The sequence below is a fragment of the Paenibacillus nanchangensis genome (assembly GCF_046543445.1).
Classification (GTDB): domain Bacteria; phylum Bacillota; class Bacilli; order Paenibacillales; family Paenibacillaceae; genus Paenibacillus_AQ; species Paenibacillus_AQ nanchangensis.
This window is the reverse complement of sequence record NZ_JBHOFD010000034.1, coordinates 45667-69572: the sequence shown is the minus strand read 5'-3', so window position 1 is coordinate 69572 and position 23906 is coordinate 45667. Positions and strand designations below refer to the sequence as shown.

The 23906-nt window shown below is 53.0% G+C and carries 26 protein-coding genes; 22 read left to right on the top strand and 4 right to left on the bottom strand.

The window, feature by feature from the left end; all coding sequences use genetic code 11:
• The 15 genes from ACE6ED_RS23385 to ACE6ED_RS23315 all read left to right on the top strand — a co-directional run.
• On the top strand, positions 1-217 hold a 217-nt coding region (locus ACE6ED_RS23385), incomplete at its 5' end, for a hypothetical protein (protein WP_410829839.1).
• An 81-nt stretch (positions 218-298) separates the two neighbouring features.
• Positions 299-2134 carry an assimilatory sulfite reductase (NADPH) flavoprotein subunit gene (locus ACE6ED_RS23380; RefSeq protein WP_410829838.1) on the top strand — a complete coding sequence of 612 codons (1836 nt, stop codon included), beginning with the start codon at positions 299-301 and terminating at the stop codon, positions 2132-2134.
• Between the two features lie 34 nt (positions 2135-2168).
• Positions 2169-3890: an assimilatory sulfite reductase (NADPH) hemoprotein subunit gene (gene cysI / locus ACE6ED_RS23375; protein ID WP_410829837.1), complete on the top strand. Its 1722-nt coding sequence runs from the start codon at positions 2169-2171 to the stop codon at positions 3888-3890.
• Positions 3891-4303: 413 nt separating this feature from the next.
• The gene (locus ACE6ED_RS23370) at positions 4304-5020 is read left to right on the top strand and encodes a YebC/PmpR family DNA-binding transcriptional regulator (protein ID WP_410829836.1); all 717 of its coding nucleotides are present in this window, start codon (positions 4304-4306) and stop codon (positions 5018-5020) included.
• Between the two features lie 259 nt (positions 5021-5279).
• Entirely contained in the window at positions 5280-5630 is a 351-nt protein-coding gene (locus ACE6ED_RS23365) for a DUF2512 family protein (RefSeq protein WP_410829835.1), read from the top strand.
• 176 nt (positions 5631-5806) lie between these two features.
• A complete protein-coding gene (ku, locus tag ACE6ED_RS23360; RefSeq protein ID WP_410829834.1) occupies positions 5807-6658 on the top strand; it encodes a non-homologous end joining protein Ku in 852 nt (283 codons plus the stop codon).
• 21 nt (positions 6659-6679) lie between these two features.
• Entirely contained in the window at positions 6680-6910 is a 231-nt protein-coding gene (locus tag ACE6ED_RS23355; protein WP_410829833.1) for a DUF2188 domain-containing protein, read from the top strand.
• A gap of 203 nt (positions 6911-7113) precedes the next feature.
• Positions 7114-7518: a VOC family protein gene (locus ACE6ED_RS23350; RefSeq protein WP_410829832.1), complete on the top strand. Its 405-nt coding sequence runs from the start codon at positions 7114-7116 to the stop codon at positions 7516-7518.
• Between the two features lie 238 nt (positions 7519-7756).
• The gene (locus tag ACE6ED_RS23345) at positions 7757-8473 is read left to right on the top strand and encodes a response regulator transcription factor (RefSeq protein ID WP_410829831.1); all 717 of its coding nucleotides are present in this window, start codon (positions 7757-7759) and stop codon (positions 8471-8473) included.
• Positions 8463-9554 (top strand): sensor histidine kinase, encoded by a 1092-nt coding sequence (locus tag ACE6ED_RS23340; RefSeq protein WP_410829830.1) that lies wholly within the window; start codon positions 8463-8465, stop codon positions 9552-9554. Before ACE6ED_RS23345 ends, ACE6ED_RS23340 begins: the two co-directional genes overlap by 11 nt.
• Before the next feature lie 360 nt (positions 9555-9914).
• The gene (locus tag ACE6ED_RS23335) at positions 9915-10835 is read left to right on the top strand and encodes an ABC transporter ATP-binding protein (protein ID WP_410829829.1); all 921 of its coding nucleotides are present in this window, start codon (positions 9915-9917) and stop codon (positions 10833-10835) included.
• Positions 10828-11568 carry an ABC transporter permease gene (locus tag ACE6ED_RS23330; protein ID WP_410829828.1) on the top strand — a complete coding sequence of 247 codons (741 nt, stop codon included), beginning with the start codon at positions 10828-10830 and terminating at the stop codon, positions 11566-11568. Before ACE6ED_RS23335 ends, ACE6ED_RS23330 begins: the two co-directional genes overlap by 8 nt.
• 5 nt (positions 11569-11573) lie before the next feature.
• Positions 11574-12374, top strand: coding sequence for an undecaprenyl-diphosphate phosphatase (locus ACE6ED_RS23325; RefSeq protein WP_410829843.1), 801 nt, complete (start codon positions 11574-11576; stop codon positions 12372-12374).
• Positions 12375-12387: 13 nt separating this feature from the next.
• Entirely contained in the window at positions 12388-13401 is a 1014-nt protein-coding gene (locus ACE6ED_RS23320; protein WP_410829827.1) for a S66 family peptidase, read from the top strand.
• A gap of 923 nt (positions 13402-14324) precedes the next feature.
• Positions 14325-15113 carry a family 16 glycosylhydrolase gene (locus tag ACE6ED_RS23315; protein WP_410829826.1) on the top strand — a complete coding sequence of 263 codons (789 nt, stop codon included), beginning with the start codon at positions 14325-14327 and terminating at the stop codon, positions 15111-15113.
• A gap of 140 nt (positions 15114-15253) precedes the next feature.
• Here the strand turns inward: ACE6ED_RS23315 and ACE6ED_RS23310 are convergent, their stop codons facing one another.
• The 3 genes from ACE6ED_RS23310 to ACE6ED_RS23300 all read right to left on the bottom strand — a co-directional run bounded on the left by ACE6ED_RS23310 (position 15254) and on the right by ACE6ED_RS23300 (position 18100).
• Positions 15254-15805 carry a PadR family transcriptional regulator gene (locus ACE6ED_RS23310; RefSeq protein WP_410829825.1) on the bottom strand — a complete coding sequence of 184 codons (552 nt, stop codon included), beginning with the start codon at positions 15803-15805 and terminating at the stop codon, positions 15254-15256.
• Positions 15792-16634: an NmrA family NAD(P)-binding protein gene (locus ACE6ED_RS23305; protein ID WP_410829824.1), complete on the bottom strand. Its 843-nt coding sequence runs from the start codon at positions 16632-16634 to the stop codon at positions 15792-15794. Before ACE6ED_RS23305 ends, ACE6ED_RS23310 begins: the two co-directional genes overlap by 14 nt.
• 266 nt (positions 16635-16900) lie before the next feature.
• Positions 16901-18100: a cytochrome P450 family protein gene (locus tag ACE6ED_RS23300; RefSeq protein WP_410829823.1), complete on the bottom strand. Its 1200-nt coding sequence runs from the start codon at positions 18098-18100 to the stop codon at positions 16901-16903.
• Positions 18101-18353: 253 nt separating this feature from the next.
• Between ACE6ED_RS23300 and ACE6ED_RS23295 the strand changes: the two genes are divergently transcribed.
• The 6 genes from ACE6ED_RS23295 to ACE6ED_RS23270 all read left to right on the top strand — a co-directional run bounded on the left by ACE6ED_RS23295 (position 18354) and on the right by ACE6ED_RS23270 (position 22130).
• A complete protein-coding gene (locus ACE6ED_RS23295) occupies positions 18354-19073 on the top strand; it encodes a 2-phosphosulfolactate phosphatase (protein ID WP_410829842.1) in 720 nt (239 codons plus the stop codon).
• On the top strand, positions 19058-19822 hold the full coding sequence (locus tag ACE6ED_RS23290; RefSeq protein ID WP_410829822.1) for a phosphosulfolactate synthase: 765 nt from the start codon (positions 19058-19060) through the stop codon (positions 19820-19822). The genes ACE6ED_RS23295 and ACE6ED_RS23290 overlap by 16 nt, the downstream gene beginning before the upstream one ends.
• 210 nt (positions 19823-20032) lie before the next feature.
• Positions 20033-20458, top strand: coding sequence for a DMT family transporter (locus ACE6ED_RS23285; protein WP_410829821.1), 426 nt, complete (start codon positions 20033-20035; stop codon positions 20456-20458).
• Positions 20459-20500: 42 nt separating this feature from the next.
• Complete coding sequence (locus ACE6ED_RS23280) at positions 20501-21187, top strand: Crp/Fnr family transcriptional regulator (protein WP_410829820.1); 687 nt, start codon at positions 20501-20503, stop codon at positions 21185-21187.
• Positions 21188-21237: 50 nt separating this feature from the next.
• Positions 21238-21729 (top strand): DMT family transporter, encoded by a 492-nt coding sequence (locus ACE6ED_RS23275; RefSeq protein WP_410829819.1) that lies wholly within the window; start codon positions 21238-21240, stop codon positions 21727-21729.
• Between the two features lie 2 nt (positions 21730-21731).
• Positions 21732-22130 carry an NUDIX hydrolase gene (locus tag ACE6ED_RS23270; protein ID WP_410829818.1) on the top strand — a complete coding sequence of 133 codons (399 nt, stop codon included), beginning with the start codon at positions 21732-21734 and terminating at the stop codon, positions 22128-22130.
• A 155-nt stretch (positions 22131-22285) separates the two neighbouring features.
• Here the strand turns inward: ACE6ED_RS23270 and ACE6ED_RS23265 are convergent, their stop codons facing one another.
• Complete coding sequence (locus tag ACE6ED_RS23265; RefSeq protein WP_410829817.1) at positions 22286-23161, bottom strand: pentapeptide repeat-containing protein; 876 nt, start codon at positions 23159-23161, stop codon at positions 22286-22288.
• 255 nt (positions 23162-23416) lie between these two features.
• Here ACE6ED_RS23265 and ACE6ED_RS23260 point away from each other — a divergent pair, with 255 nt between their 5' ends.
• The gene (locus ACE6ED_RS23260) at positions 23417-23890 is read left to right on the top strand and encodes a GNAT family N-acetyltransferase (protein WP_410829816.1); all 474 of its coding nucleotides are present in this window, start codon (positions 23417-23419) and stop codon (positions 23888-23890) included.
• Positions 23891-23906: the final 16 nt, after the last annotated feature.

Genomic DNA, 23906 nt, shown 5'->3' with positions numbered 1-23906 from the left:
CCAAATTCGCCGCAGTGCCAGCCCCGCCCCACCTGTACGTCTTTCGTTCAGTCTATATGCACTACCGTTGAACTTCGAAAATAACAGCGTTTCAAGATGTGGAGCTTCTTCATCTGAACGCTGTTTTTTTATGATTTTAAGGATTGACTTCCGCATTATCAGCAGAAATGATATCACCTATAAGCGGAATCTATTTGACCCCTTTCCGGGGATATGATAGGTTCAAGTAAGTAGTTCTTATTAATCGGATTAATTTTATCGGAATTACAAAAACGGCAAGGTAGGCGAGGTGTAAGCGTTGGAATTAAAAGTAAACAACAGCCCATTTACACAAGAACAGACCGAACTCCTTAACCGGCTGCTGCCCACGCTGACGGAAGGTCAGCGTATGTGGCTCGGCGGTTATTTGGCCGCGTTTGCATCCGTACAGCAAGGAACGGCTGGTAGCGGAGGTGTCACAGCGTCGCAGGAAACACCGGCGGCAGCGCATGTCACGCGTGAAGTGACAGTGCTCTACGGTTCACAGACCGGCAACAGCAGCAATCTGGCAAAGAAAACGGCAGGAAGACTTGAGCAGCAGGGCTTCCAAGTGAGCGTATCCTCCATGGCGGAATTTAAACCTAACGCGTTAAAGAAGGTCGAACAGCTGCTGATTATTGTCAGCACCCACGGTGAAGGCGAACCGCCGGATAACGCGATCGCTTTTTATGAATTTTTGCACGGGAAGCGCGCACCACAGCTTGCCGGGATGCGATATTCCGTCCTTGCCCTTGGAGATACCTCGTATGAGTATTTCTGCCAGACCGGCAAAGACCTGGACAAAAGATTGGAAGAACTCGGCGCCGTAAGGCTGACCCCGAGAGTGGACTGCGACGTCGATTTTGCCGATCCGGCTTCAGCCTGGATCGACAGCGTGGCGGCCGCTCTGCTCGGCTCTTCGTCCGCCGCATCCTCAGCAGCTGCAGTCCCCGGTACGGCAGTAGGACTCAGCGCAGCGGAGGAGCCTGAATTTTCGCGCTCCAATCCGTTTTCCGCCGAAGTCCTGGAGAACTTGAACCTGAATGGACGCGGTTCGGAGAAGGAGACCCGGCATCTAGAATTGTCGCTGGAAGGCTCGGGTCTCCGCTACGAACCGGGAGATAGCCTTGGCATCTACCCCGAGAACCATCCCCGGCTGGTGAGCGAGCTGATCGAGACGATGGGCTGGAACGGCGGAGAAGCGGTAACCGTCGGCAAAAACGGCGAGAAGCGCACCCTGGAAGAGGCGCTGCTGCGGCATTATGAAATCACCGTTCTGACCAAACCGGTTGTGGAGCAGCTGGCAAAGCTGTCCGGAAATGCCCGGCTGTCCGGTCTGCTGGAGCAGGGCCGGGAAGAGGAGCTGCGCGGTTATTTATCCGGCAGAGATCTGCTTGATCTCGTTCAGGATTATGAGCTGAAGGGCCTGCCGGCATCCGAATTTGTGCCGCTGCTGCGCAAAATCCCGCCCCGGCTGTACTCCATCGCCAGCAGTCCGTCCGCTTATCCCGATGAAGTTCATCTTACCGTCCGGACGGTCCGGTATGAGCACTGCGGGCGGGACCGGTACGGCGTCTGCTCGGTGCAGCTGGCCGAACGGGCGGAACCGGGAGCCAAGCTGCCGGTATTTGTACAGCATAACCCGAGCTTCAAGCTTCCTGAAAATCCCGATACGCCGATCATTATGATTGGACCGGGTACGGGCGCCGCTCCGTTCCGCGCGTTTTTGGGTGAACGCGAAGAGCAGGGGGCGAACGGACAAACCTGGCTGTTTTTTGGCGATCAGCGGTTTTCAACCGATTTCTTATATCAGACAGACTGGCAGCGCTGGCTGAAAGACGGCGTCCTGACCCGGATGGATGTCGCCTTTTCACGCGATACTGATAAAAAAGTGTATGTGCAGCACCGGATGCTCGAACGAAGCAAAGAGCTCTACGAATGGCTCCAGGCCGGAGCTGCCGTATATGTATGCGGTGATGAAAAGCATATGGCGCATGACGTGCATGTGGCGCTTGCAACCATCCTCGAGCAGGAAGGCGGCATGAGTCCCGAGCAGTCGGCGGAATATCTGCTGTCACTGCAGCAGCAAAAACGATACCAGCGGGATGTATACTGATTCCCCGGAGCTTTTAGGAGAGGAGATTAGCAAGATGGCACAATATCCAAAATACCCTCCGGTGGATGCGCCGCACAGCGATGTCGAGGACATCAAACGCCGCAGCAACTACCTCCGGGGAAGTTTGACCGAAACGCTGCAGGATCCAATTACCGGATCGATTCCGGAGGACGATAACCGGCTGATGAAGCATCACGGCAGCTACATGCAGGATGACCGCGATCTGCGGAACGAACGTGCGCGCCAGAAGCTCGAGCCGGCATACCAGTTCATGCTGCGCGTACGCGCGGCGGGCGGTGTGGTTACGCCTGAGCAGTGGCTGATGATGGACCGGATTGCCCACAAGTACGGCAACGGGTCAATCCGGCTGACGACACGGCAATCTTTTCAGCTGCACGGGGTACTCAAATGGAACCTGAAAAACACAATTAAGGAAGTCAACGATGCCCTGCTCAGCACGCTGGCGGCATGCGGCGACGTTAACCGCAACGTGATGTGCAACCCGAACCCGTATCAATCGGAGATCCATTCCGAGGTGTATGGCTGGGCGCGCAAACTTAGCGAACATCTGGATCCGCGCACAAGAGCGTACCATGAAATCTGGCTGGATGAAGAGAAAGTTGTGGACAGCCGCGGAGGCGTGGAAGAGGAGCCGATTTACGGACCGGTTTATCTGCCGCGGAAGTTTAAAATCGGTCTGGCAGTGCCTCCTTCAAACGATGTGGACGTTTTTTCACAAGACCTCGGTTTGATTGCGATTGTGGAAGAAGGCCGTTTGCTTGGATTTAATGTATCGGTGGGCGGCGGTATGGGAATGACCCACGGGGATGCCAAAACGTATCCTCAAGTAGGGAAAATCATCGGCTTCTGCACACCGGAACAGGTGATTGAAGTGGCGGAGAAGACGGTAACGATTCAGCGCGACTACGGCGATCGTGCGGTACGGAAGCACGCCCGCTTTAAATACACGATTGATGACCGCGGCGTGAACTGGTTTGTGGATGAATTGACCGAACGGCTCGGCTGGAAGATGCAGGAAGCCCGCCCGTTCCGCTTCGAGCATAACGGCGACCGGTACGGCTGGGTGCAGGGGCTTGGCGGGAAATGGCATTTTACCCTGTTCATCCAAAACGGGCGGATTAAGGATTATCCGGATTATCCGCTGATGACAGGACTCCGTGAAATTGCGCAGGTGCATAAAGGCGACTTCCGGTTAACCGCTAACCAAAATCTCATCATCGGCAATGTCAGCTCCCAATCGAAGCGCAAAATCGAACGTCTGATTGCGGAATACGGCCTCACGGACGGCCAGCGCTACTCGGCGCTTCGCCGCAATTCGATGGCCTGCGTAGCGCTGCCCACCTGCGGACTTGCGATGGCGGAATCCGAACGTTATCTGCCGGATTTGCTCGACCGCATCGAACCGATGCTGGAGGAAAACGGGCTGAAAGACGACGAGATCGTCATTCGTATGACAGGCTGCCCGAACGGCTGCGCCCGTCCGGCGCTGGCTGAGCTGTCTTTTATCGGCAAAGCGCCAGGAAAATACAATATGTACCTTGGCGGCAGCTTTACGGGCCACCGCCTGAACAAATTATACAAAGAAAACATCGGGGAAGCGGAAATTCTCGATACGCTGCAGCCGATTGTATCGCGGTATGCGCGTGAACGGGAAGAAGGCGAGCACTTCGGAGATTTTGTGATCCGTGCCGGATATGTTAACGAGGTGCTGGACGGCAGAGAATTTCATGCTTAAGCTAACTTTTCTAAATTTGCTGTAAAAAATGCGTTTCACTCCAGCTTTAAGCGGGTATTGACTATCAAGGTGGGAAGTGGAATTGTAATCAATCCTTTGTAGTCGGAAAGTCTGGTTGGTTTGGAGTTCCGAAAGGCAGTTGATTGTCCATGTACTATCGCAGAAGGAAACTGAAAACGATCTTGCGTCGTCTCGTTTCCGGTCAAGGACCCTAGCCGCAAATTGCTGGCTTAGCGCCTGAATGTCAGGCTTCACCATAACATTTCGCTTCTCACCGATGAAGACTCCGCGGAGGATCCGTGGAGTCTTCTTTGTGGAGAGCAGCTTGTTCCGGACTTTGTTCCGAGCTATAATGTACAAGTATACTTAACAGCATTCTGTAAATTTATCGCGAAAGAGAGCGGGAGAACAGTATGGGCCGTAAGTGGAATAATATTAAAGAGAAGAAAGCCTCTAAAGACGCCAACACAAGCCGGGTTTACGCCAAATTCGGCCGTGAAATCTATGTGGTTGCCAAGCAGGGCGAACCGGACCCGGAATCCAACCGGGCGCTTAAGGTCGTTTTGGAACGCGCCAAGACCTACAACGTACCGAAAGCGATCATTGACCGCGCTCTGGAGAAAGCCAGAGGCAACTCGGACGAAACGTACGACGAGCTGCGTTATGAAGGCTTTGGGCCAAACGGTGCAATGGTGATCGTAGATGCCTTGACGAACAACGTGAACCGGACTGCTTCTGAAGTGCGGGCGGCATTCAGCAAAAACGGAGGCAACCTGGGCGTCAGCGGCTCGGTCAGTTATATGTTCGACGCGACAGCCGTTATCGGACTCACGGGCAAAAGCGCCGATGAGGTGCTTGAAATCCTGATGGAAGCTGACGTGGATGCACGCGATATCCTGGAGGAAGAGGATGCGGTTATCATCTATGCCGAACCGGATCAATTCCATGCGGTTCAGGAAGCATTGAAGAACGCGGGTGTAAACGAGTTTACGGTAGCCGAGCTGTCGATGCTGGCGCAGAATTATGTTACGCTGCCGGAGGAATCGGCGGCACAGTTTGAGAAGCTGATTGACGTGCTGGAAGATCTGGAAGATGTGCAGCAGGTATATCATAACGTAGAGTGGGATTGATCCTGCGGTCGACGAAACGCCTTTGCCAAGAGCAGAGGCGTTTTTTTGTGCAGCGGCGGCAGGTTATCCCGGCAACCGATAGATTAGCACCAGAACAGGGGAGTACGGTTTTCTTCAGACAATGAGTCCATTCTATACTTGACAAAACGGATACAAACCTAAACATTCGTCCAAAATAGCAAATACTGGCGTTTAAGCCGGGAATAAAACGTTTATAACTAAGACAAGCAAAACCTACAACATGAGAGAGGTGAACAACATGGAAAAAGTTATTGTCAAGCTTTTGGTGCACGGTGTGATGATTACGGCAATGCTGATGCTTTTGTCCGATGCCGGTTTCGGCACAGCCCTTATGACGGCGCTGGGTATCGGGGTAGTGGCCTATCTGGTCGGCGATCTGCTGATCCTGCCGAGAACCAACAACGTCATCGCCACAGTCGCAGACGCCGTACTGGTTTTCATCATGCTGTGGGCTATTGCGGAAGGAACGGGCTGGACGCTGTCGTTCGGCGATATGTTGATTATCACGGCGCTTGCGGGTGTGTTCGAATACTTCTTCCACATCTGGCTACTGCGGGACCATGATCCGGTACGCAAGCAACGCGCATAACCTCAGATCTGGGCTGTCCCCGTGATCTGCAGTAAAAAAAGACTTTTATGGCTGGAGGCGGTTCCTGCGGGAACCGTCTTTTTCATTTGCCCAAAATCAAAGGCGCAGATGAAGGCTTTTCCCTCAATCGGGGTAATAGTAGGCATAGAGTCGACCATGTGAAGGGAGAGTCCGTTATGCAGACGATTTGGAAAGGGGCGGTCAGCTTTGGCCTCGTCCATGTTCCCGTAAAAATGTATTCGGCCACACGCGAAAACGACATTCCCATGCGGTTAATGCACCGGACGTACAAGGAACCAATCCGTTACATCCGGACATGTCCAAATTGCGAAGAGGAAGTGGAATGGAAAGACATTATCCGGGGATATGAATATGAAAAAGGGCAGTTTGTCACTTTTGACCAGGACGAACTGGAGGAATTGTCCGCGGAATCCTCCAGAGAGATCCGGATTGCCGAATTTGTCGCTTTGGAGGATATTGATCCCGTATATTATGACCGCACTTATTATTTAACACCCGATGAGACGGGCGAGCATGCTTACCGGCTGCTAACAGAGGCTCTCAGAGTGACGAACAAAGTCGGTATAGCCAACGTAACGATCCGCCAAAAAAGCAGGCTGGCCGCGGTTCGCGTAATTGATGGCGCATTAGCCCTTGCTACCATGCACTATAAAGACGAGGTTATAGAAGCCGCGGAGCTTCCGGAACCCCCGGCGCAGGGAAAGACGGAACGGAGGGAATTGGATCTTGCCACCGCGCTCATCGGCCAGTTAACCGGAAATTTTGATCCGGGAAAATATAAAGACGAGTACCGCGAGAGGCTGCTGCAGGCGATTGAAGACAAAAAAGAAGGCCAGCCGATTGAGGCGCCCGCCCCGGAACGGGTGACCAATGTGCTGGATTTGATGACCGCTTTGCAGGCCAGCCTGCAGCAGTTTCATCCGTCCAGTCCGAAGGACAAAGGCTCTGCCGGAGCTGCTAGGGACAAAGACCGGCCGCAGCGCGGGACAAAACGGACCGGCGCGTAAAGAGAAGAGGAGGGAGCAGATATGACGGACCGGAGACGAATCAATGTGCATACGACACCAAACCCGGACGGCGGATGGGATAACCAGCAAAGCGGGCGCAAGCTCAGCCATCACCGGACGAAAGAGGAGGCGGAGCAAGCGGCAAAACAAGAAGCCAAGCAGGCGCACACGGAATTGAAAATTCATAACAAGGACGGAAAAATATCGGAGTCCATCAGTTATGGCAACGATCCGTTTCCGCCGCGCGGATGAAGGAAAGCCGGGGCTTCCGCAGCGTCCTTCCGCTGTGAAAAACTGAGGTAACCAGGAAACAAGGAAACAAGGTAACAAGGAAACCGCAGAAACCCATGACCAGAACGTCATGTTTTGCGGTTTCTTTTATTTTCATTCGCTTCTGCTGCCGGAAGTAGGGTATAGTAAAGAAAGTTGGGAATTTATATCAGGAGGCTGCAGCCATGTCACAGGAAATCTGGATTAACCTGCCGGTTAAAGATGTTGAGAAATCAACGGCCTTTTTTAATGAGATTGGGTTCCATGCGGTGAATGCTGGTCAGGAAAGAGCCAAGCTCGACATAGGCCATACAACGATTTTGTTGTTCCCTGAAGCAGCCTTTGAGAACTTTACAGGTGCTACAACCGCCGATACCACCCGCAGTGCAGAAGTGATCTTTTCCATTGGAGCTGACAGCAGGGAAGCTGTAGATACTTTTATTCAAAAAGTTGAGGCTGCCGGAGGAAGTATTTTTGGCAGACCAAACGAAATCGACGGCTGGATGTATGGCGCCGGATTTGCCGATCTGGACGGCCACCGTTGGAATCTGCTGTACATGGACGAAAGCAAAATGCCGAAACGTGAATAGGAGAGATGCCGGTCATCAGCTTGAGGTTACCGGCGTTTTTATTAACTCTTATCGGTCATTCTCAAATCTATCCGGAATCTGATGTTTTTTGGCCGCCTGCGTAAAAGTGTACCGCCCGTCCAGGGCTGTGTACGCTTTTTTTGGCGCGGAAAACGCTGCAGCTTAATGGACGGTTGACAACCCGTTTGCACCAAGGGTAGGCTAAATTTGATTGTCCGGCAAGAAACGGGGGAAGACAATGCGCAGGGTAAACGTGCTGGTAGCCGATGATGACCGGGAGATCCGGGAGCTCATCAAAACCTATCTGGAGAGGGAACAATACGAAGTAAACACCGCGGCAGACGGCACGGAGGCTCTGGCAAGGTTTAATGCGGGGCGGTATGATCTCGCCCTGCTGGATGTGATGATGCCGGGGATAGACGGCCTGGAGCTGTGCAGGCAAATCCGGAGCCGCTCTAATATCCCGATCGTGATGCTGACTGCAAAAGACGAGGAGACCGATAAAATCATCGGCCTTGGAATTGGAGCAGACGACTATATTACGAAGCCTTTTAGTATTCATGAGGTGGTTGCGCGGGTCAGATCGCTTATGCGGCGGTATCTGGTACTCGGCGCAAGCGGCACGGCAGATGACGGCGATCCGGTGCTGCGCTATAAAGGGCTGCGAATCGATGCCAAAACCTATACGGCGACCGTTCGCGGAGACACGGTGGCACTAACAGCCAAGGAGTTTGAATTGCTACAGTTTCTGGCCTCCCATCCGGAGCAGGTATTTACCAAAATTCAGCTGTTCCGGCAGCTGTGGGACAACGGCTACATCGAAGACGACAATACGGTGATGGTCCATATCCGCAAGCTGCGCGTAAAAATTGAGGAAGATCCATCCAACCCCAAGTGGATCCGGACCGTGTGGGGAATCGGCTATAAATTCACGGGGGAACCCGATGAGGAGTAAAAAAGCAGGTATCGCTGCGCTGCAAATAACCGCTGTTGTGGTGCTGGCTGTCCTCGAAATGTTACCAGTCCAGGTTGAGCAAGCATGGCGCATAGCAGCCCTTGTTATCCTCGCAGGGTGTACGCTGTACTGGGTACAGTCTTACAGAAAAACCTTCCGTATACAGCGGGATGCGGTCCTGAACATACGCCGTGCGGTGAATGGCAATACCCGTGTCCGTCTGCTCGCAAAAGGGGAAGAAGACTGGAATGAGCTGATTTTTACCGTTAACGACTTGATCTCCAGCCTGGAAAAACTCCGGATCACCGCATTCCGGTCCGAAACTGCGCGCAAACAGCTGCTGTCCAATCTCTCGCATGATGTTCGGACACCGCTGACGTCAATCATCGGGTATATTGATGCGCTGAAGGATGGTGTCGCGGCAAATGACCGGGAGCGTGAGGAGTACCTCGACATTCTTTCCGCCAAGTCGGCCGATTTAAAAGAAATGGTCGATGAAATGTTTACGATGGCCAAGCTGGACGCAGACGAGCTGTCCTTACAAGAAGAGGAGCTGGATTTGGCTGAGCTCACACGCGAGACGCTGATCGGATTTTTGCCGGAGCTGACGACGCTTGAAATTGTGCCGGAATTTTTGATTCCAGAAGACAGCTGCCCGATTCGCGCCGACCGCAATCATATCCAACGTATAATCGGCAATCTGGTAAGGAATGCGGTTCATTACGGCGGGGAAGGCGGACTGCTTGGCGTGGAGTTGAAGCAGAGCGGTCCAGTGTATAGGTTAAAAGTTTGGGACAAGGGGCCCGGCATTCCTGGAGCCGAGCTGGAGCGGGTGTTTGACCGCACCTACAGGGGGGAGCGGACCGGGAACCGGACGCAGGGCAGCGGCCTTGGTCTCGCCATTGTCAAAGCGCTGGCGGAGCGCAGCGGCGGGCAGGTGGAAGCAAGCAGCTTGCCATGGGCAGAAACGGCTTTTACCGTAACGCTTCCTGCATTTTCGAAAGAATATGTATCGAAAGAAAATGTGCCTAAGGAATTTGCGCCGAAGGAAAGCTCGCAGAAGGAAATTGATCAAGAGTAAATTTTCACAAGGGAAATTATACCACAGGAAAATCCATGAGTTTTTTCTCCAATGCTAGTTAAGAAACAGTTAAGAATGAGATAAGAGGCGTTTAAACTCTCCTTCCTATAATGAAACCTAGATAGACTGAACTATTGAATGACAGGAGAGAGGGAGATGTCGCGGAGGCAATTTGGAGATGGAGGAGCGAACGCGTTTGCCTTTATTTTCGGAGTTCTCCCGCTAAATCAGGAATACTATTCAAGAACTCCGAAAATAACAGCAACCGAAAGTCCCAAATTGGCCGCAGTGACAGCTCCGCCCAACTTGTCCCTCTTAAGTTCAGTCTATATAGATTCGGCAACAAGGAGGGTCATAATTATGGAAACAATACTGCGCACCATTAATTTATCCAAACGGTACGGTTCGCAGCAGGTGGTAGATCAGGTCAATTTGAATGTTAGGGAAGGCGAGATTTACGGCTTCCTGGGCCGGAACGGTGCCGGAAAAACGACGACAATCCGCATGCTGCTTGGCTTGATCCGCCCTACGGGCGGAGAGGTAGAGCTGTTTGGGGACAAGCTGCAGCCGGGCCGGATGGAGATGCTGCGGCGGATTGGCAGTATGGTGGAGACACCCGGATTTTACGGAAATTTGACCGCACGGGAGAATCTGCAGATCAATGCGCGCATTTTGGGGAAACACAGCCGGTCGGCGGTTGACGACGTGCTTGAGCTGGTTGGACTGGAGCAGGAGACGAAAAAACGGGTCAGCGCCTTTTCGCTCGGGATGAAACAGCGGCTCGGAATCGCCAGGGCGCTGCTGCATTATCCGGAGCTGCTCATTTTGGACGAGCCAACGAACGGGCTTGATCCGATCGGGATCAAAGAAATGCGGAAGCTGATCCGCTCGCTGGCGGAAGAACGGAAGATCAGCATATTGATCTCCAGCCATATTTTGCCCGAAATCGAGCAGCTGGCGGACCGGATGGGGATTCTTCACCAAGGCAGACTGCTGGAAGAAGTCGCCATGGAAGAGGTACGGACGATGAACCGGCGGTATTTAGAGTTCAACGTGTCATCGGACAGCCGCGCGGTAGTGGTGCTCGAACGGGAGCTGGGCATCCGGGATTACGAGGTCCGGGAAAACGGCGAAATCCGCATCTACTCGCATCTTGACGAACAGGCGCGGCTGAACCGGACACTGGTAGAGAACGGGATTGATGTATACCGGATCGCTCTCAGCGAAGACCGGCTTGAAGATTATTTTACCCGGCTGGTGGGAGGTGGCACCATTGGCTGACCTGCTGTATACGGAGCTGTTGAAGCTGAAACGCTCCAGCATGTTCCTGCTGAGCCTGATCGGTTCTGCGCTTGCGCCGCTTATGGTGGTAGTCTCCTCTTATATTTCGATGCGTACGCATAGCTCGGAAGATGTCCGCATTCTGTTTTCGGAGCTGTTTTTTGACAGCAATTTGTATTTGTCCGTTCTGATTGGCGCTCCATTGTACGGAGTGGTAACGGCTTACTTGTTTAACCGCGAATATGCGGAAGATACGCTCAAAAATTTGCTGACCATCCCAGTCTCCAGAACCCGGCTGCTGCTGAGCAAGCTGCTGCTGCTGCTCTTCTGGATTATGCTGCTTGCTGTGGTCGCCTGGGGCCTGACGCTGGTTTTAGGCTCGCTTCTAGGGTTTGAAGGTTTAAGCGGAACGCTGGTATGGACCGCACTGGGCCAGTTTGCGGCGATGGGTGCGTTGATGTTTGCCCTGTCGGCTCCGGTTGTGCTTACTTCACTGCTGCTCAAAAATTACGTTCCAACGATCGTGCTGACCATTGTCATTACGCTCATCAATGTGATGGTGTCCAACTCGGAGTATAAAGGGCTGGTTCCCTGGACCGCTGCGTTTGACCTCGTTTACGGCGAGCTGCTGCCTAAATTTCCGGTCTCCTATTCCCTGGTTGCAATCGGCATCACTTCGCTTGGGGGATTTGCCGCCTCGCTGATCTACTTCAGAAAGGCGGATATTCACTAATGGCGATCATCGACTATATTCACGCTGTGGTGCTTGGTATTATTGAAGGAGCAACCGAATTTTTGCCGGTCTCGTCCACGGGGCATCTCATTCTTGCGGGGGAACTGCTCCATTTTGAAGGAGAGGCGGCAACGACATTCAAGATTGTCATTCAGCTCGGAGCGGTGCTTGCCGTCCTGCTGCTTTACTGGAGACGGTACCTGGGGATTGCGCGTAATTTAGTACGGCTGCGGCTGGGCGAAAAAAATGAGCTAAACGCCGTTCATATGCTGCTCGCCATGCTGCCGGGTCTTGTGGTGTATCTGTTCGCAAAAGACTGGATTAAAGGGGTCCTGTTCAGCTCTGAAACAGTTGTAATCGGGCTGATAATCGGCGGCGTTTTGCTGCTGGTCTCGTCCAAGGCCCGCATTCGAGTAACTTCGGAAGACACCGATTCGATTACCTACAAGCAGGCGCTTGGAATTGGACTGTTTCAGGTCTTGTCTCTTTGGCCGGGGTTCTCCCGGTCGGGCTCTATATTGTCCGGCGGCATGCTGCTGGGTGTCAGCCAGAAGGCGGCGGCAGACTTCGCTTTTATTATTTCCGTGCCGGTGATGCTGGGGGCGACCGTGCTGGATTTGTACGACAGCCGTGCGCTGCTGACAACGGATAACCTGCTGCTGATGGGAACGGGTTTTTTGACCGCTTTTCTTGTCGCAATGCTTGCCGTCGTCACGTTTTTGAATCTGATTAAACGTCTGCGGCTGGAATGGTTTGCTTATTACCGGTTTGTGCTTGCTGCCATCTTTATTTTCATCTTAATTTAGGAGGATGTAAAAAATGATCCGTTACCCTGTCCTGCGTCCAGGAATGACTGTCGGTGTTACCGCTCCTTCCTCGGGACTGGAACCGCAGCATCATATCTTCATGCAGCTCGCCGTGGAACGAATGGAACGCGAGGGGTATAAGATGATCGTCGGTTCCACGGTATGGTCCCAGCAGGAAGCAAAATCTGCACCTGCCGCCGAGCGGGCCGTAGAGCTGAACCGGCTGCTGAAGGGGGAAGACACCGATTTGTTGATTCCGCCGTGGGGCGGGGAGCTGCTGATCGAATTGATTGACGCTGTGGACTACGGCCAGCTGCCGCTGAAGTGGATCCTTGGTTACTCCGATATTAGTGTTCTGCTGCTGGCGGTAACCTTGAAGACCGGAATGGCGACGGCACACAGCACCAATCTGGTGGATCTGCGAAGCCGTGAATGGGATGGCGTTACTGCAAGATGGCAGGATGTGCTGTCTACACCGGCTGGCGGAGAAGCGCGTCAGCACTCGTCCAGGCTGTACCAGAAAGAGTGGTCAAGAGAGCTGCCGCCTGAACAGGTGTTTTTATTCACCGAGAAGACGGAGTGGAAATGCGTGTCAGGCACGGAGTCCGAGCTGGAGGGCCGGCTGTTGTGCGGATGTATCGACGTGATCCGGCATTTGATTGGCACGCCGTTCGGCGATGTGCAGGGCTTCCGGGACCGGCATATACCGGGGGAACCGGTCCTGTGGGTGCTGGAGAACTGCGAGCTGTCTACACCCGACCTGAGACGGTCGCTTGTCCAAATGCGGCTGGCCGGTTGGTTTGACAACTGTGCAGGGATTTTATTCGGTCGCAGCCCGGCCAATCATCCCGTCAACGGGTATACGGCGCTGCATGTCTATCAGGACCTGGAAAAAGAGCTGGGTGTGCCGGTGATTTACGATATCGACTGCGGCCATGTCCCGCCCCAGCTGACCTTTATTAACGGCGCTTGGGCGAATTTTAAGGTTTCCGCCGGCGAGGCTGAAGTGCTGCAGCGGTTTGTGTAAACTGGACGAAGACACACACATAAAGCCCCGCTAACCTGCTCCAATCAGGTTGCGGGGCTTTATCCCATCTTACTTGCCAAGTTTCTCAGTTCCTCCTGCAACAATCCACATGTCCGACATGGTCATTCAACTATCATTTCCATGCTTTCCTCGGTTCCCGCTCCCGGGTAACCGCCTATCGATTGTTCTCAAATTTTGTAATTCCTGAATGCCCATCCTTTCCTCGTTGATGGGAAAGTCGTTCACTTCTTACGGCTCCACTTCACGGAGCTTGCCGGCGTTTCTCATCCGGCCGCCATGTCCAACATATGGGGGTGATGTCCCGCGTACCGATCTTCACGAAAAACGTTGTCACGGACGTTTTTCCCGGTGTGAAAACCGTAGTTGTACGCTTCGCTAACCTTGTTTCAACGGAATCGCTCTCCTTTCCGGCGTAAGGGTTCCCGCCTGAAAACAGTCTCTTCCTTCGTCCACCAGGTTACCAATCGGGTTCCCGCATACATTTCATCCGCAAAAGACGTTGTCACGGGCCGTCTTTCCTTAACCGAATGAAAGAGTGTATGCTTCGCTTACCTAGCCCATTGGACTCTCGCTCCTTTCCTGTGTGTCAAGAAGTGAGATTTCACACCGTACGCTGTGCCCTGATTCTTTAAGGGTTAACGTTTGCGGTGTATGGTCATTTTAACCCAATCTTTACAAAAGTTAAAGCAGTGTAAACTGGGATTAAATGCGTTTACATAGGCTTACGCGGAACAATCCGCTTAATTCTTCCATTTTCTAAAAAATCCTTTGTTTTTCTTGATTTTTAAATAAAAATGCTAATATTCCCGGTCATTTCAACCGATGATACCGGCATGCCGGTCCGGGTGCACCCGGCGGCTGACAGGCATCAAGAGAACTTTAAGTGCAGAAGGTACGGTGAGATGATGAAATTCCGGCCGGTAAAAATAAGCTCAGCCGGGTGGCGGGTAGCTATATGCGCTGCTGCAGCCGGGTTATCCGCTTTGCAGCCCGGGACGGGTGCCGGAGCGGCGGAAGGGCGCATGCTGCTGATGGAACACCTAAAGGAGCCCAGCAAGCATTTTTATGCATCGGACGGGTACTCTAACGGGCCAAATTTCGGTGTGTTTTGGAAGGGAGACCATGTGGAATTCGCGGCGGACGCGATGGCGCTGCGGTTGGACACAGAGGGATGCGGGGGCTCAAGCTGCGGGGGCAAATCCTACGCGTCGGGGGAATATGTTTCCGTAGAACGCTACGGATACGGACGGTTTGAAGGACGGATTAAAGCAGCCAAAGGTGCGGGGCTGGTCACTTCCCTGTTCCTCTACTCCGGACCTAACCCGGACGGCAGCAATGATGAAATCGATATAGAGATCCTGGGAAAAGACCCGACAAAGGTGACACTGAATTACTATACCGATGGCGAAACCGGGCACAGTAAAGTAGTGAATCTGGGTTTTGATGCCTCGAAAGGCTATCACACCTATGCTTTTGAATGGACGACCGCCAGAATCACCTGGTTTGTCGACGGGAAGAAGATACACAGCGAAGACGGCCGCCGCGGCCGCCTCCCAAGTCACCCGGGTTATCTAATTGCGAACCTTTGGGCAGGCGCTGGATCTTCTGCCCGCAATTGGACGGGAACGTTCGTCTATCCGGGCAGGCCGGTAAAAGCCTATTATGACTGGATCCGCTATAGTCCGCTTTAATAGGTTCAAATAAAAAAGCTCATGAACGGTTTGACCGTCCATGAGCTTTTGTTTGGGTGCTCCCGGCATGGATGATAATTTAGCGCGGCCGGCCACTCGTATATTTCTGTCCATGGAAATCAGCCGGGAGGGGTTCGTGCTTACTGTTCCAGCAGTTCCTGAAACCACTTCAGGTTTAATTCGTGGTGCGCCCTCACATTGTTCATCATGGATTTGGCGGTATCGTAGATGACATCCCGTTTGGAATTCAGCACAAAATCAATTTCTGCAATTTTTTTCTGTGTTTTCTCAATCTGTGCAGATACGGCCGATTTAAATTGTTCCGGGTCATAATGATGAGCAAATAAAGTTGTCATGTAAAAGGCTAATGTGATGTCATCCGTTTGAAACGAAAATTTTGCCATGAGCGCATTGAAATGTTCGTTTCCTTCCGATGTAATTTCGTAGATATGTTGTTCGGGATTGTTGTTAACGCTGATGATTTCAACCAACCGGACCAATCCTTCATTGGCTAACTTCTGCAAGTTATAATACAGCGAGCCCTTCGTCATATGCACGAGATATTTATAATTCCGCTCTTTGAATACACTTAACAATTCATAAGCGCTGGATTGCCCGCAATCCTTCAATAATCCAAGTATCAATAAAGGTATGATGGCAAATTCCTCTTTCTGTATATTATTGAAATTCACTTATATGCTCGGCAATCCACTCTCTGTACGTTAAAGGTTCCCGGCCAAGAATAGCCAGAATAGTATCCGTAAGGCTGAGATCATGCTTCAAAGTGTATTCCCAGTCCTGGATTCTAAGGGTAATATATTCTTCTGCGATGTAGTTTTTCATATAGGATCGAAATTCATCGATTGTTTGCTCTTTAAATGCAATCAATTGTCCCAACTGTCTGGAGATTTCCGACAGGATGTTCCGTTGGCTAAGAATATTCGCTCCTGTAAGCGTCAGGACTTGGCCGGAAAACCTGTTAAAGTCGGTTACAACCACGCTAATCACTTCAGCAATATCCGTCTCGTGTACACTTGCCAGCTTAGCCTCCAAGGCCGGCAATTTGATCGTCCCCTTATTGTATCTAAAAAGGTCCCTCCAGTAAATGGTATTATGCATAAACGCCTCGGCTCGAATAAAAACGTAATGAAAACCAAAATCCTTGATTTGATCTTCGACCTTTTTATGTTTTTTGGCATTTTCGTTGTAATCGGAATCCGAACGATTGATGGAAGCTGAAGATAAGAACACGATGTTTCGGACACCATGTGCTTGTGCTGCATGCAAAATGTTTTCGGCATCATCTATAAGGATTAAAAATAAGGTCTCAACACCCCGCAGGCTTTCTGACCAGACAGAGCAATCCTTGATATCGCCGGCGACGACACTCATGTTATCTGCTTTGTCTGTCAACAGTTTCTCAGGCGTTCGAGTGAGGGCTTTGAATTCAACATTTTTTTGCTTAAGAAAAGTAACCACACGACGTCCGACGGTACCCGTTGATCCGGTAATGAACAACATAAAGAGGACCCCTTTTCAAGAAGATTAGTCTAATTAGACAACGTGATTTAGCATAGTCTAATTAGACTAATTTAGCAAGGGTTTTAAACACTATCCCTCTCCGTAACAAAAAAAGAGCCCGCACAGGCAGGATAGGATAACTTTCCTGCAAGGTACGAGCACCTGCGTTAATTGCACTTTGTACAGTTGAACCGCCGCCGTATACCGAATGGTAAGACAGAGGCGCGGGAGGTCGGCTACTAGCTTATGGATGGCTTCCTGCTGGATTACAGATCTTCATGTAAGGCTAGGGGGATTTCCTTGACGCCGCGGACGATCATTCCCGGCCGCCATTCCAGCTCTTCCACACCTTCCTGAAGCTGCAGATGAGGAAAACGGCGCAGCAAAGTGTTCACCGCAATCTCTCCCTCAAGCCGGGCGAGGGGCGCACCAAGGCATAAGTGGATGCCTTGGCCAAAGGCCAGGTGGCGGCTCCGCTCACGGGTGATATCGAAGACATCCGGGTTGCTGTACTGCTGTTCATCCCGGTTCGCGGAGTCCAGCGCGACGATGACGAGATCGCCTTTTTGTATCTGACGGCCGCGGAACTCCATATCTTCTCCCGCCCAGCGCGAGGTGCTGAATTCCACCGGTCCGTTGTAGCGCAGCATTTCCTCAATCGCACCGTGAATCCGTTCCGGCTGCTCCTGCAGCAGCCTGCGCTGCTCCGGATGCTCCAGCAGGGCGAGTACGCCGTTTCCGATCAGATTTACGGTCGTTTCATGGCCCGCGATAATCAGCAGGGTAACGACGCCGAACAGCTCTTGTTCGGTCAGGCGGTCGCCCGCTTCCTCGGCAGCAATGAGCTGACTGATCAGGTCATCGCCCGGATGAACCCGTACTTTCTCGAACCAGACTCTCAAATATTCAACGAATTCCTGCATATGCTGGTAGACCTCCGGTCCGGTCTCCTGATTGGAGGCGTCTATAATCGAATTGGACCAGGTCCGGAACTTATCCTGATCCTCCAGCGGGACGCCCAGGATTTCACTGATCACGATAATCGGCAGCGGGAAAGCGTAGTCGTCGATCAGTTTCATTTGCCCCGTTCCGGCTGCCTTGTCCAGCAGCCGGTCGGCAATGGACTGGATGTGATCGCGCATGCCGTTAATCATCTGCGGAGTGAACGCTTTTTGGACAAGTCCGCGCAGCCGTTTATGGTCGGGCGGATCGGAGAACAGCATATTGCTGGTGAAGGGGCTTTGGCTCTCAGGACCGTAAACTTTGGTCATATCTTTGATGAAACGGGGATCCTTTAAGACATCGACGGCATCCTCATATGTCGTAACCAGCCAGCCGTACGTACCGTCGGGAAACATTACCTTAAACAGCGGGTCGCTTTGTCTCAGCTTCTCATATACGGGGTACGGATCGCGTGTAAATGAAGGGCTAAATAATTCTTCTTTAGGACTGCGGGATGTTGTCAACGTTCCATTCTCCTCTCATTTCATCGATTTGGAGTAAAGGTAGACTTCATTCATTTTACCAGTAAATGAAACAAGATGCGATTTTACGTCCAGCCGCCCGGTTTGACGAGCTTTGTTGGGAGTGGTTTTAGCTTCCCGGGTCCCGCAAGGAACCCCTCCGCCCATAAAGAATATGATGGGTATATGCACATGAGGGCAGCTGCTGTAGAGCAGTGGCGGCTGACTATCTTCAAATAGCAAGGGGGCCGCTTCCATAAAAATCAAAATATTTCAGGGGCACACCCCCGATCTGGAGCCGGGCGGCATCGCAATCGTGATTGATGTAATCCGGGCCTTCACCTTTGCCCATTACGCGTTCCTCGGCGGAGCCCGCCGAATCCTGCTGGCGGAGTCGGAAGAGACGGCCTTTGCTTTGAAACAGCGGTATTCCGGGTATATGCTGGCTGGCGAGCGGAACGGCTTGTATATTCCCGGGTTCGACTTGGACAATTCACCGCATCACGCACGGGAGGCCGATCTGAAAGGGCGGACATTGGTGCAAAAGACGACAAACGGCGTTAGAGCCGCGCTCCACGCCGCGGGTGCGGACCGTCTCTATGTGACCGGCTTCGCCAATGCCCGGGTGACGGCTGAACATGTAAGGGCAGCGGTTCAATCCGCGGGATGGGGCGGCAGCACGACGATTCAGCTGGTCGCCTCCCATCCGGCAGGGGATGACGATCTGGCATGTGCTGAGTATATACGGGATTTGCTATCCGGCGGACGGCAGGCGTCCGATTCGGCGCTGACGCGCGAGCGAATCCGATCATGCGAAGCCGCGCGCAAATTTTATGACGCCGCCCGGCCGGAGTTTTTGGAAGAAGACATGGAGCTGTGCCTGAAAGAACGCAGTGACGGCTTTGTTATGGAGGTTAAACCCATGCAGCGGATACCTATGATAGTAAAGGTGGAGACGCGATGTACAGCGGACTGAATCTGCCGGCTCGAAACGGCAAACCCAGGGAAAACGGCATTACGGTGCTGATAGACAACGGCGTGCCGCTGCGTTTTTTCGAGGACACCGTGGACAGCTCGGGCGACTACATCGATTATGTTAAATTTGGCTGGGGAACGTCGCTGGTCACCCGCGGTCTGGAGCGGAAAATCGATTGTCTCCGCAGCCGGGGGATCGGATTTTTCTTTGGAGGGACCTTGTTTGAGAAGTTCGCCGCCCAAGGGAAAATGGACGATTATGAGCGGTTTTTGCAGACATACCATTGTGAATGCCTCGAAATTTCTAACGGTACGCTGGATATTCCGAATGACGAGAAAGCCGGATATATCAGGCGGTTTGCCGGACGGTACAAGGTGTTCAGCGAAGTCGGCGCAAAAGACGGCGTCCGGTCCATGGATCAGACCGCGGCGGAATGGGCTGCCTGGATCCGCGAGGATCTGGAAGCCGGCGCTTACAAAGTCATCACCGAAGCGAGAGAAAGCGGAACAAGCGGCCTCTGCCGTGCGGACGGACAAATGCGGCTGGATATTGTGGACGAAATCGCGGGCAGCGGGATTCCGCTGGAACGGATTTTGTTCGAAGCGCCTTCCAAAGCGCTGCAAACCCTGTTTATCCAGCTGAATGGAGCGAATGTGAATCTCGCAAATATTCCGTTTTCCGACGCGATTTCACTGGAGACACTGCGGCTTGGTTTGCGTTCCGACACGTTTTTTTTGTTTGATAAGTAGTAACCGGCGGGCGGTCTCTGCAACCTATCTTTAAACGCACGTTCTGAGTAAAACGGCAGAAGCATAGCAACATAATCCGGCCAGCCTCCAAAAGGGGGCTGGTTTGCTTTGTCCGCCTCTCCGCAGAGTTTGGGACATATGTCCTTCCCGAAAACCCCGTCTATCCTATTTAATGAATACACAGAGAATCACCGATAGGGGGAGAACCAAGTGAAAGGCATTTTATTTGCAATACTGGGCGGGGCGTTTATTACGCTGCAAGGGGTAGCCAATTCCACCATCAGCTCGGATCTCGGCACCTGGCAGGCGGCGACCTTGACGCAGGGCACCGGATTTGTGGCAGCGCTGCTGATCCTGCTGATGGTAAGGGAAGGAAACGTGAAAGGTTATGCCAAGGTGAAGCCTTGGTATCTGTTTGGCGGGGCGCTTGCGGCCATCATTATTTTCGGCAACGTCACGGCTATTCACCGGGTAGGCGTCACGATGAGCGTGGCAGTAGTGCTGATTGCGCAGCTGTGTCAGACGTTTGTGATTGACGGAAAAGGCTGGTTTGGCGTCGCTAAGCAGCGGATGGGGATCGCCCAATTCCTCGGGATTGGCCTGATGATCCTTGGCGTAGTGATTCTGAAAATGTAACAGAAGATTAGACCGCAGCAGCCGAGGAAGGAGTGCGGCGTCATGAAAATCATCCAGGATGAAGGCGGGCTTGCCGGATTTTTGAGCCAACTTGAACTGGAGACTGTACTAGCCGGACCGCTGCGGGAGCAGCTGGCGCTGGTTTCCTTTGATGTAGGCGAACGAATCTGCTCGCAGGGGGATGCAGCGGATACACTCTATATTTTTGTCGAGGGCCGGATCAAGGTATATACGACTTCCCCTTCGGGGAGCTCGCTGATCTTGTCGTGCAAAACACCGCTGGATGCCATAGGAGATATTGAGTATTTCCGGCGGGCGGAGATCATGAACACCGTAGAAGCCGTTACGCAAGTGCGGATGATTGCCGTTCCCTATCGGGCGCTTGACCGGTACGGACGGGAACACGCGCCGCTGCTGGCTTTTTTGCTGGACATTATCACACGTAAGTTCATGGTCAAATCCGATGCGCTGAGTTTTAACCTGATGCATCCGGTCGAGGTGCGGTTAGCCAAATATTTGCTGTCCATCGCCTCAAGAGGTCCGGATTCGGGTCCGGAGGAAGTACAGTTTCCGCTGAATGCGCGGGACACCGCCAACCTGATCGGCACCAGCTACCGGCATTTGAACCGGATGATTCAGAAATTTAGTGAAGACGGGCTTATTCACCGGACAAAAGGTTCGGTTCAGATCCGGGACCGGGAACGTTTGTGTAATCTGGCGGGACAATAACAGAATGCGATTAAGCGCGGCAGAAGCCGCGAGGGCGGAGGATAAATAACATGATTGCAGGACTGCTGCTGGCCTTTATGGCCGGGGCGCTCGTAAGCGTCCAGAATATTTTTAACAAAAAAGTGGAAGAACACGCCGGTTCCTGGCCCACCACCACACTGGTGCTTGGAATGGGTTTTGCGGCATCGCTGATCATTGGGCTGTTTATGGAGGGACGCGGGTTATTCGTCCTGGACAATATGCAGGGCTGGTATTGGTTCAGCGGGCTACTCGGCGTAGGAGTTGTGACCTGTATTGTTCAAGGGGTGAAGCTGCTGGGGCCGACGTTTGCGACGTCCATTATCTTAACCTCACAGCTGGCCCTTGCGCTGATCTGGGACTCGTTTGGCTGGCTCGGGATCGACAAGGTGCCGTTTACACCGAACAAGCTGCTTGGCGTATTGGTTATTGTAGCAGGTATAATGGTGTTTAAGCTGGGAGGCCGGAGCCGTCAGGCGGCGCACAGCGGCAAACCTGCACTAAAGATGAAAGAAGGGGCCTAAAATTGAGCAGTACAATCGATAAAGTGGCATGGATTTCGTTAAGCGAAGGCAAGCTGTTATGCGTTAGATCCAAAGGCAAAAATTTGTATTATCTTCCGGGCGGAAAAAGAGAACCCGGTGAGTCGGACGCCGAAACGCTGGTCCGTGAAATTGAAGAAGAGCTTTCGGTCCGCATCCGGCCCGATACGGTGCTTCCGCGCGGTGTGTTCGAGGCTGCTGCAGACGGCAAAGCGGACGGCATCACCGTACGGATGGCCTGTTATTCAGGCGAGTTCAAGGGGGAATTGTCAGCAGCGGCCGAGATTGAGGAGCTGGCCTGGCTTGGTTACGAAGACCGGGCACGTGTCTCGCTGGCGGGCCAGCTGGTCATGGACCATCTCCGGGAACACGGAGAGATGTAAAGCAGGGGATTTCTGCACGGCAGCATAACAAATACGGGTTCACCGGTGTAAGCGCGGTGAACCCGTATTTATGTGCGTTTAATCCAGCTCGCGTTGCCTCCCGGAAGTCAAAACCGCCATTCTTTATTAACCAGAAGCAGTCCGCGGCCGGTTAATCAAGTCCAATGAGCCGGATGGGTCAGCGTGTCGGGCAGCTGTGTCGCTTTGTTCCCTTTGGCAGCTTGAACCTGGGCTTGTACGAGAAAAAGAGCTCCGCGCAGATCGGCGTCCCTCAGATCCGTATCACGCAAATCCGCGCCAATCAGGTCCGCGCCGCGGAGATCAGCTCCGCGCAGGTCGGCGGCGATAAGAAACGCTCCCCGGAGGTTTGCGCCTCTAAGGTCCGCGTTCTTCAGCCTGGCGCCGATTAAGTCGGCCCCGCGTCCGATTTTTCCTTTGCCTTTGGCGGGTTTGGACGGTCCGCCGGTGGCCCGGATCACCGCTGGCCGGACAAGCTCGCTGGTCCGCTGCAGCAGCACATTGACCTCCGCCCGGTGGGCAGGGATATCCAACTGCCGGAGTTCTTCCGGCGGAAGCAGCGTCAATTGTTCGGTATGCTCCAGTGCAGCCTGCAGCTCCGGATGGATGGAGCGCGTCGCTTCGTAATTCAACGCTTCTGTCAGATACCAGAGCAGCTCATGCAGCTGGCGCATCAGGGGAAACACTTCAAACATTGATTGGGCGGTCTCCGGATAACGCCGCCAGTCGTTGCCTTTGAAGGTGATGTTGGATACTTTTTGTCCTGCACCAAAGCAGTCGTACACCGTACAGCCCCGGTACCCTTCGTCTCTCAAACGGGTATGCATCCCGCACCGGAAATCCGGCTGAAGATTGGGGCAGGGCTGTCCGGCGGCTTTATCCGCAGCAAAATCCACGGAGGCGGCAAACGGAAGCGCCACACAGCAGATACCAAAGCAGCTGGCGCAGTCCGAGCGCAGGCTGTCAAATCCGCCGCCGGGGGCGGAAGGGGATGATGGATGATGAACCGGCATATTGTTGTTCCTCCTACTTGCAGCAATTCTTTTATGGTAGCGCCGAGTCCGGTTGTACGTCAATCTTTTCTTGCTCATTGGCTGGACCGTTAGATGACTGGAAGGGGATGCGGAGGCAATTTGGAGCTGATGGAACGATATAGATCAGGTGTCGGATGTTGGATTTATGGTCCCGCTGGTGTACCATGGAACATGCCGCAAGAGCAACATCAAATCAGGCTCAATAATGAATCATACAACAGGAGAGTGGCACAAGTGAAAATACGACCGATACAGAACACGGATAACCGCGGAGTTGAAGTGATCATCCGCGCCTGCCTGATCGAATTTGGCGGCAACCGTGAAGGATTGGCCTGGGCAGATCCCGAGCTGGGACGGCTATCGGATTATTATGCGCGTGGTGAAAATCGTGCCTATTGGGTCGCCGAAGCAGACGGCAGGCTGCTCGGTGGTTGCGGCATCGCCCCTTTCGATGAGTCGTCCGGCATCTGCGAGCTGCAGAAAATGTACCTGGTCACAGAAGCAAGGGGCACCGGCGCTGCGGAGAAGCTGCTGAGCACGGCGCTTGAATTTGCCGCCCGGCATTATGAAGCCTGTTATCTGGAGACCCTTGTTACGATGCAGGCAGCTAACCGCTTTTATGAGAAAAATGGTTTCACCAAGCTGGCGGAGCCGCTGCCGGGGTCGGATCATTTCGCCTGCGATGCCTGGTACATCAAACCGCTATAAGACAAGCTGCTTACGC

Bases quoted from the DNA above. Each gene is read 5' to 3' on its own strand.
- cysI (WP_410829837.1), top strand. From the start codon at position 2,169: ATGGCACAATATCCAAAATACCCTCCGGTGGATGCGCCGCACAGCGAT.
- ACE6ED_RS23350 (WP_410829832.1), top strand. From the start codon at position 7,114: ATGTCACAGGAAATCTGGATTAACCTGCCGGTTAAAGATGTTGAGAAA.
- ACE6ED_RS23370 (WP_410829836.1), top strand. From the start codon at position 4,304: ATGGGCCGTAAGTGGAATAATATTAAAGAGAAGAAAGCCTCTAAAGAC.
- ACE6ED_RS23365 (WP_410829835.1), top strand. From the start codon at position 5,280: ATGGAAAAAGTTATTGTCAAGCTTTTGGTGCACGGTGTGATGATTACG.
- ACE6ED_RS23280 (WP_410829820.1), top strand. From the start codon at position 20,501: ATGAAAATCATCCAGGATGAAGGCGGGCTTGCCGGATTTTTGAGCCAA.
- ACE6ED_RS23265 (WP_410829817.1), bottom strand. From the start codon at position 23,161: ATGCCGGTTCATCATCCATCATCCCCTTCCGCCCCCGGCGGCGGATTT.
- ACE6ED_RS23355 (WP_410829833.1), top strand. From the start codon at position 6,680: ATGACGGACCGGAGACGAATCAATGTGCATACGACACCAAACCCGGAC.
- ACE6ED_RS23345 (WP_410829831.1), top strand. From the start codon at position 7,757: ATGCGCAGGGTAAACGTGCTGGTAGCCGATGATGACCGGGAGATCCGG.
- ACE6ED_RS23305 (WP_410829824.1), bottom strand. From the start codon at position 16,634: ATGTTGTTCATTACCGGATCAACGGGTACCGTCGGACGTCGTGTGGTT.
- ACE6ED_RS23335 (WP_410829829.1), top strand. From the start codon at position 9,915: ATGGAAACAATACTGCGCACCATTAATTTATCCAAACGGTACGGTTCG.
- ACE6ED_RS23315 (WP_410829826.1), top strand. From the start codon at position 14,325: ATGATGAAATTCCGGCCGGTAAAAATAAGCTCAGCCGGGTGGCGGGTA.
- ACE6ED_RS23275 (WP_410829819.1), top strand. From the start codon at position 21,238: ATGATTGCAGGACTGCTGCTGGCCTTTATGGCCGGGGCGCTCGTAAGC.
- ACE6ED_RS23290 (WP_410829822.1), top strand. From the start codon at position 19,058: ATGTACAGCGGACTGAATCTGCCGGCTCGAAACGGCAAACCCAGGGAA.
- ku (WP_410829834.1), top strand. From the start codon at position 5,807: ATGCAGACGATTTGGAAAGGGGCGGTCAGCTTTGGCCTCGTCCATGTT.
- ACE6ED_RS23340 (WP_410829830.1), top strand. From the start codon at position 8,463: ATGAGGAGTAAAAAAGCAGGTATCGCTGCGCTGCAAATAACCGCTGTT.
- ACE6ED_RS23320 (WP_410829827.1), top strand. From the start codon at position 12,388: ATGATCCGTTACCCTGTCCTGCGTCCAGGAATGACTGTCGGTGTTACC.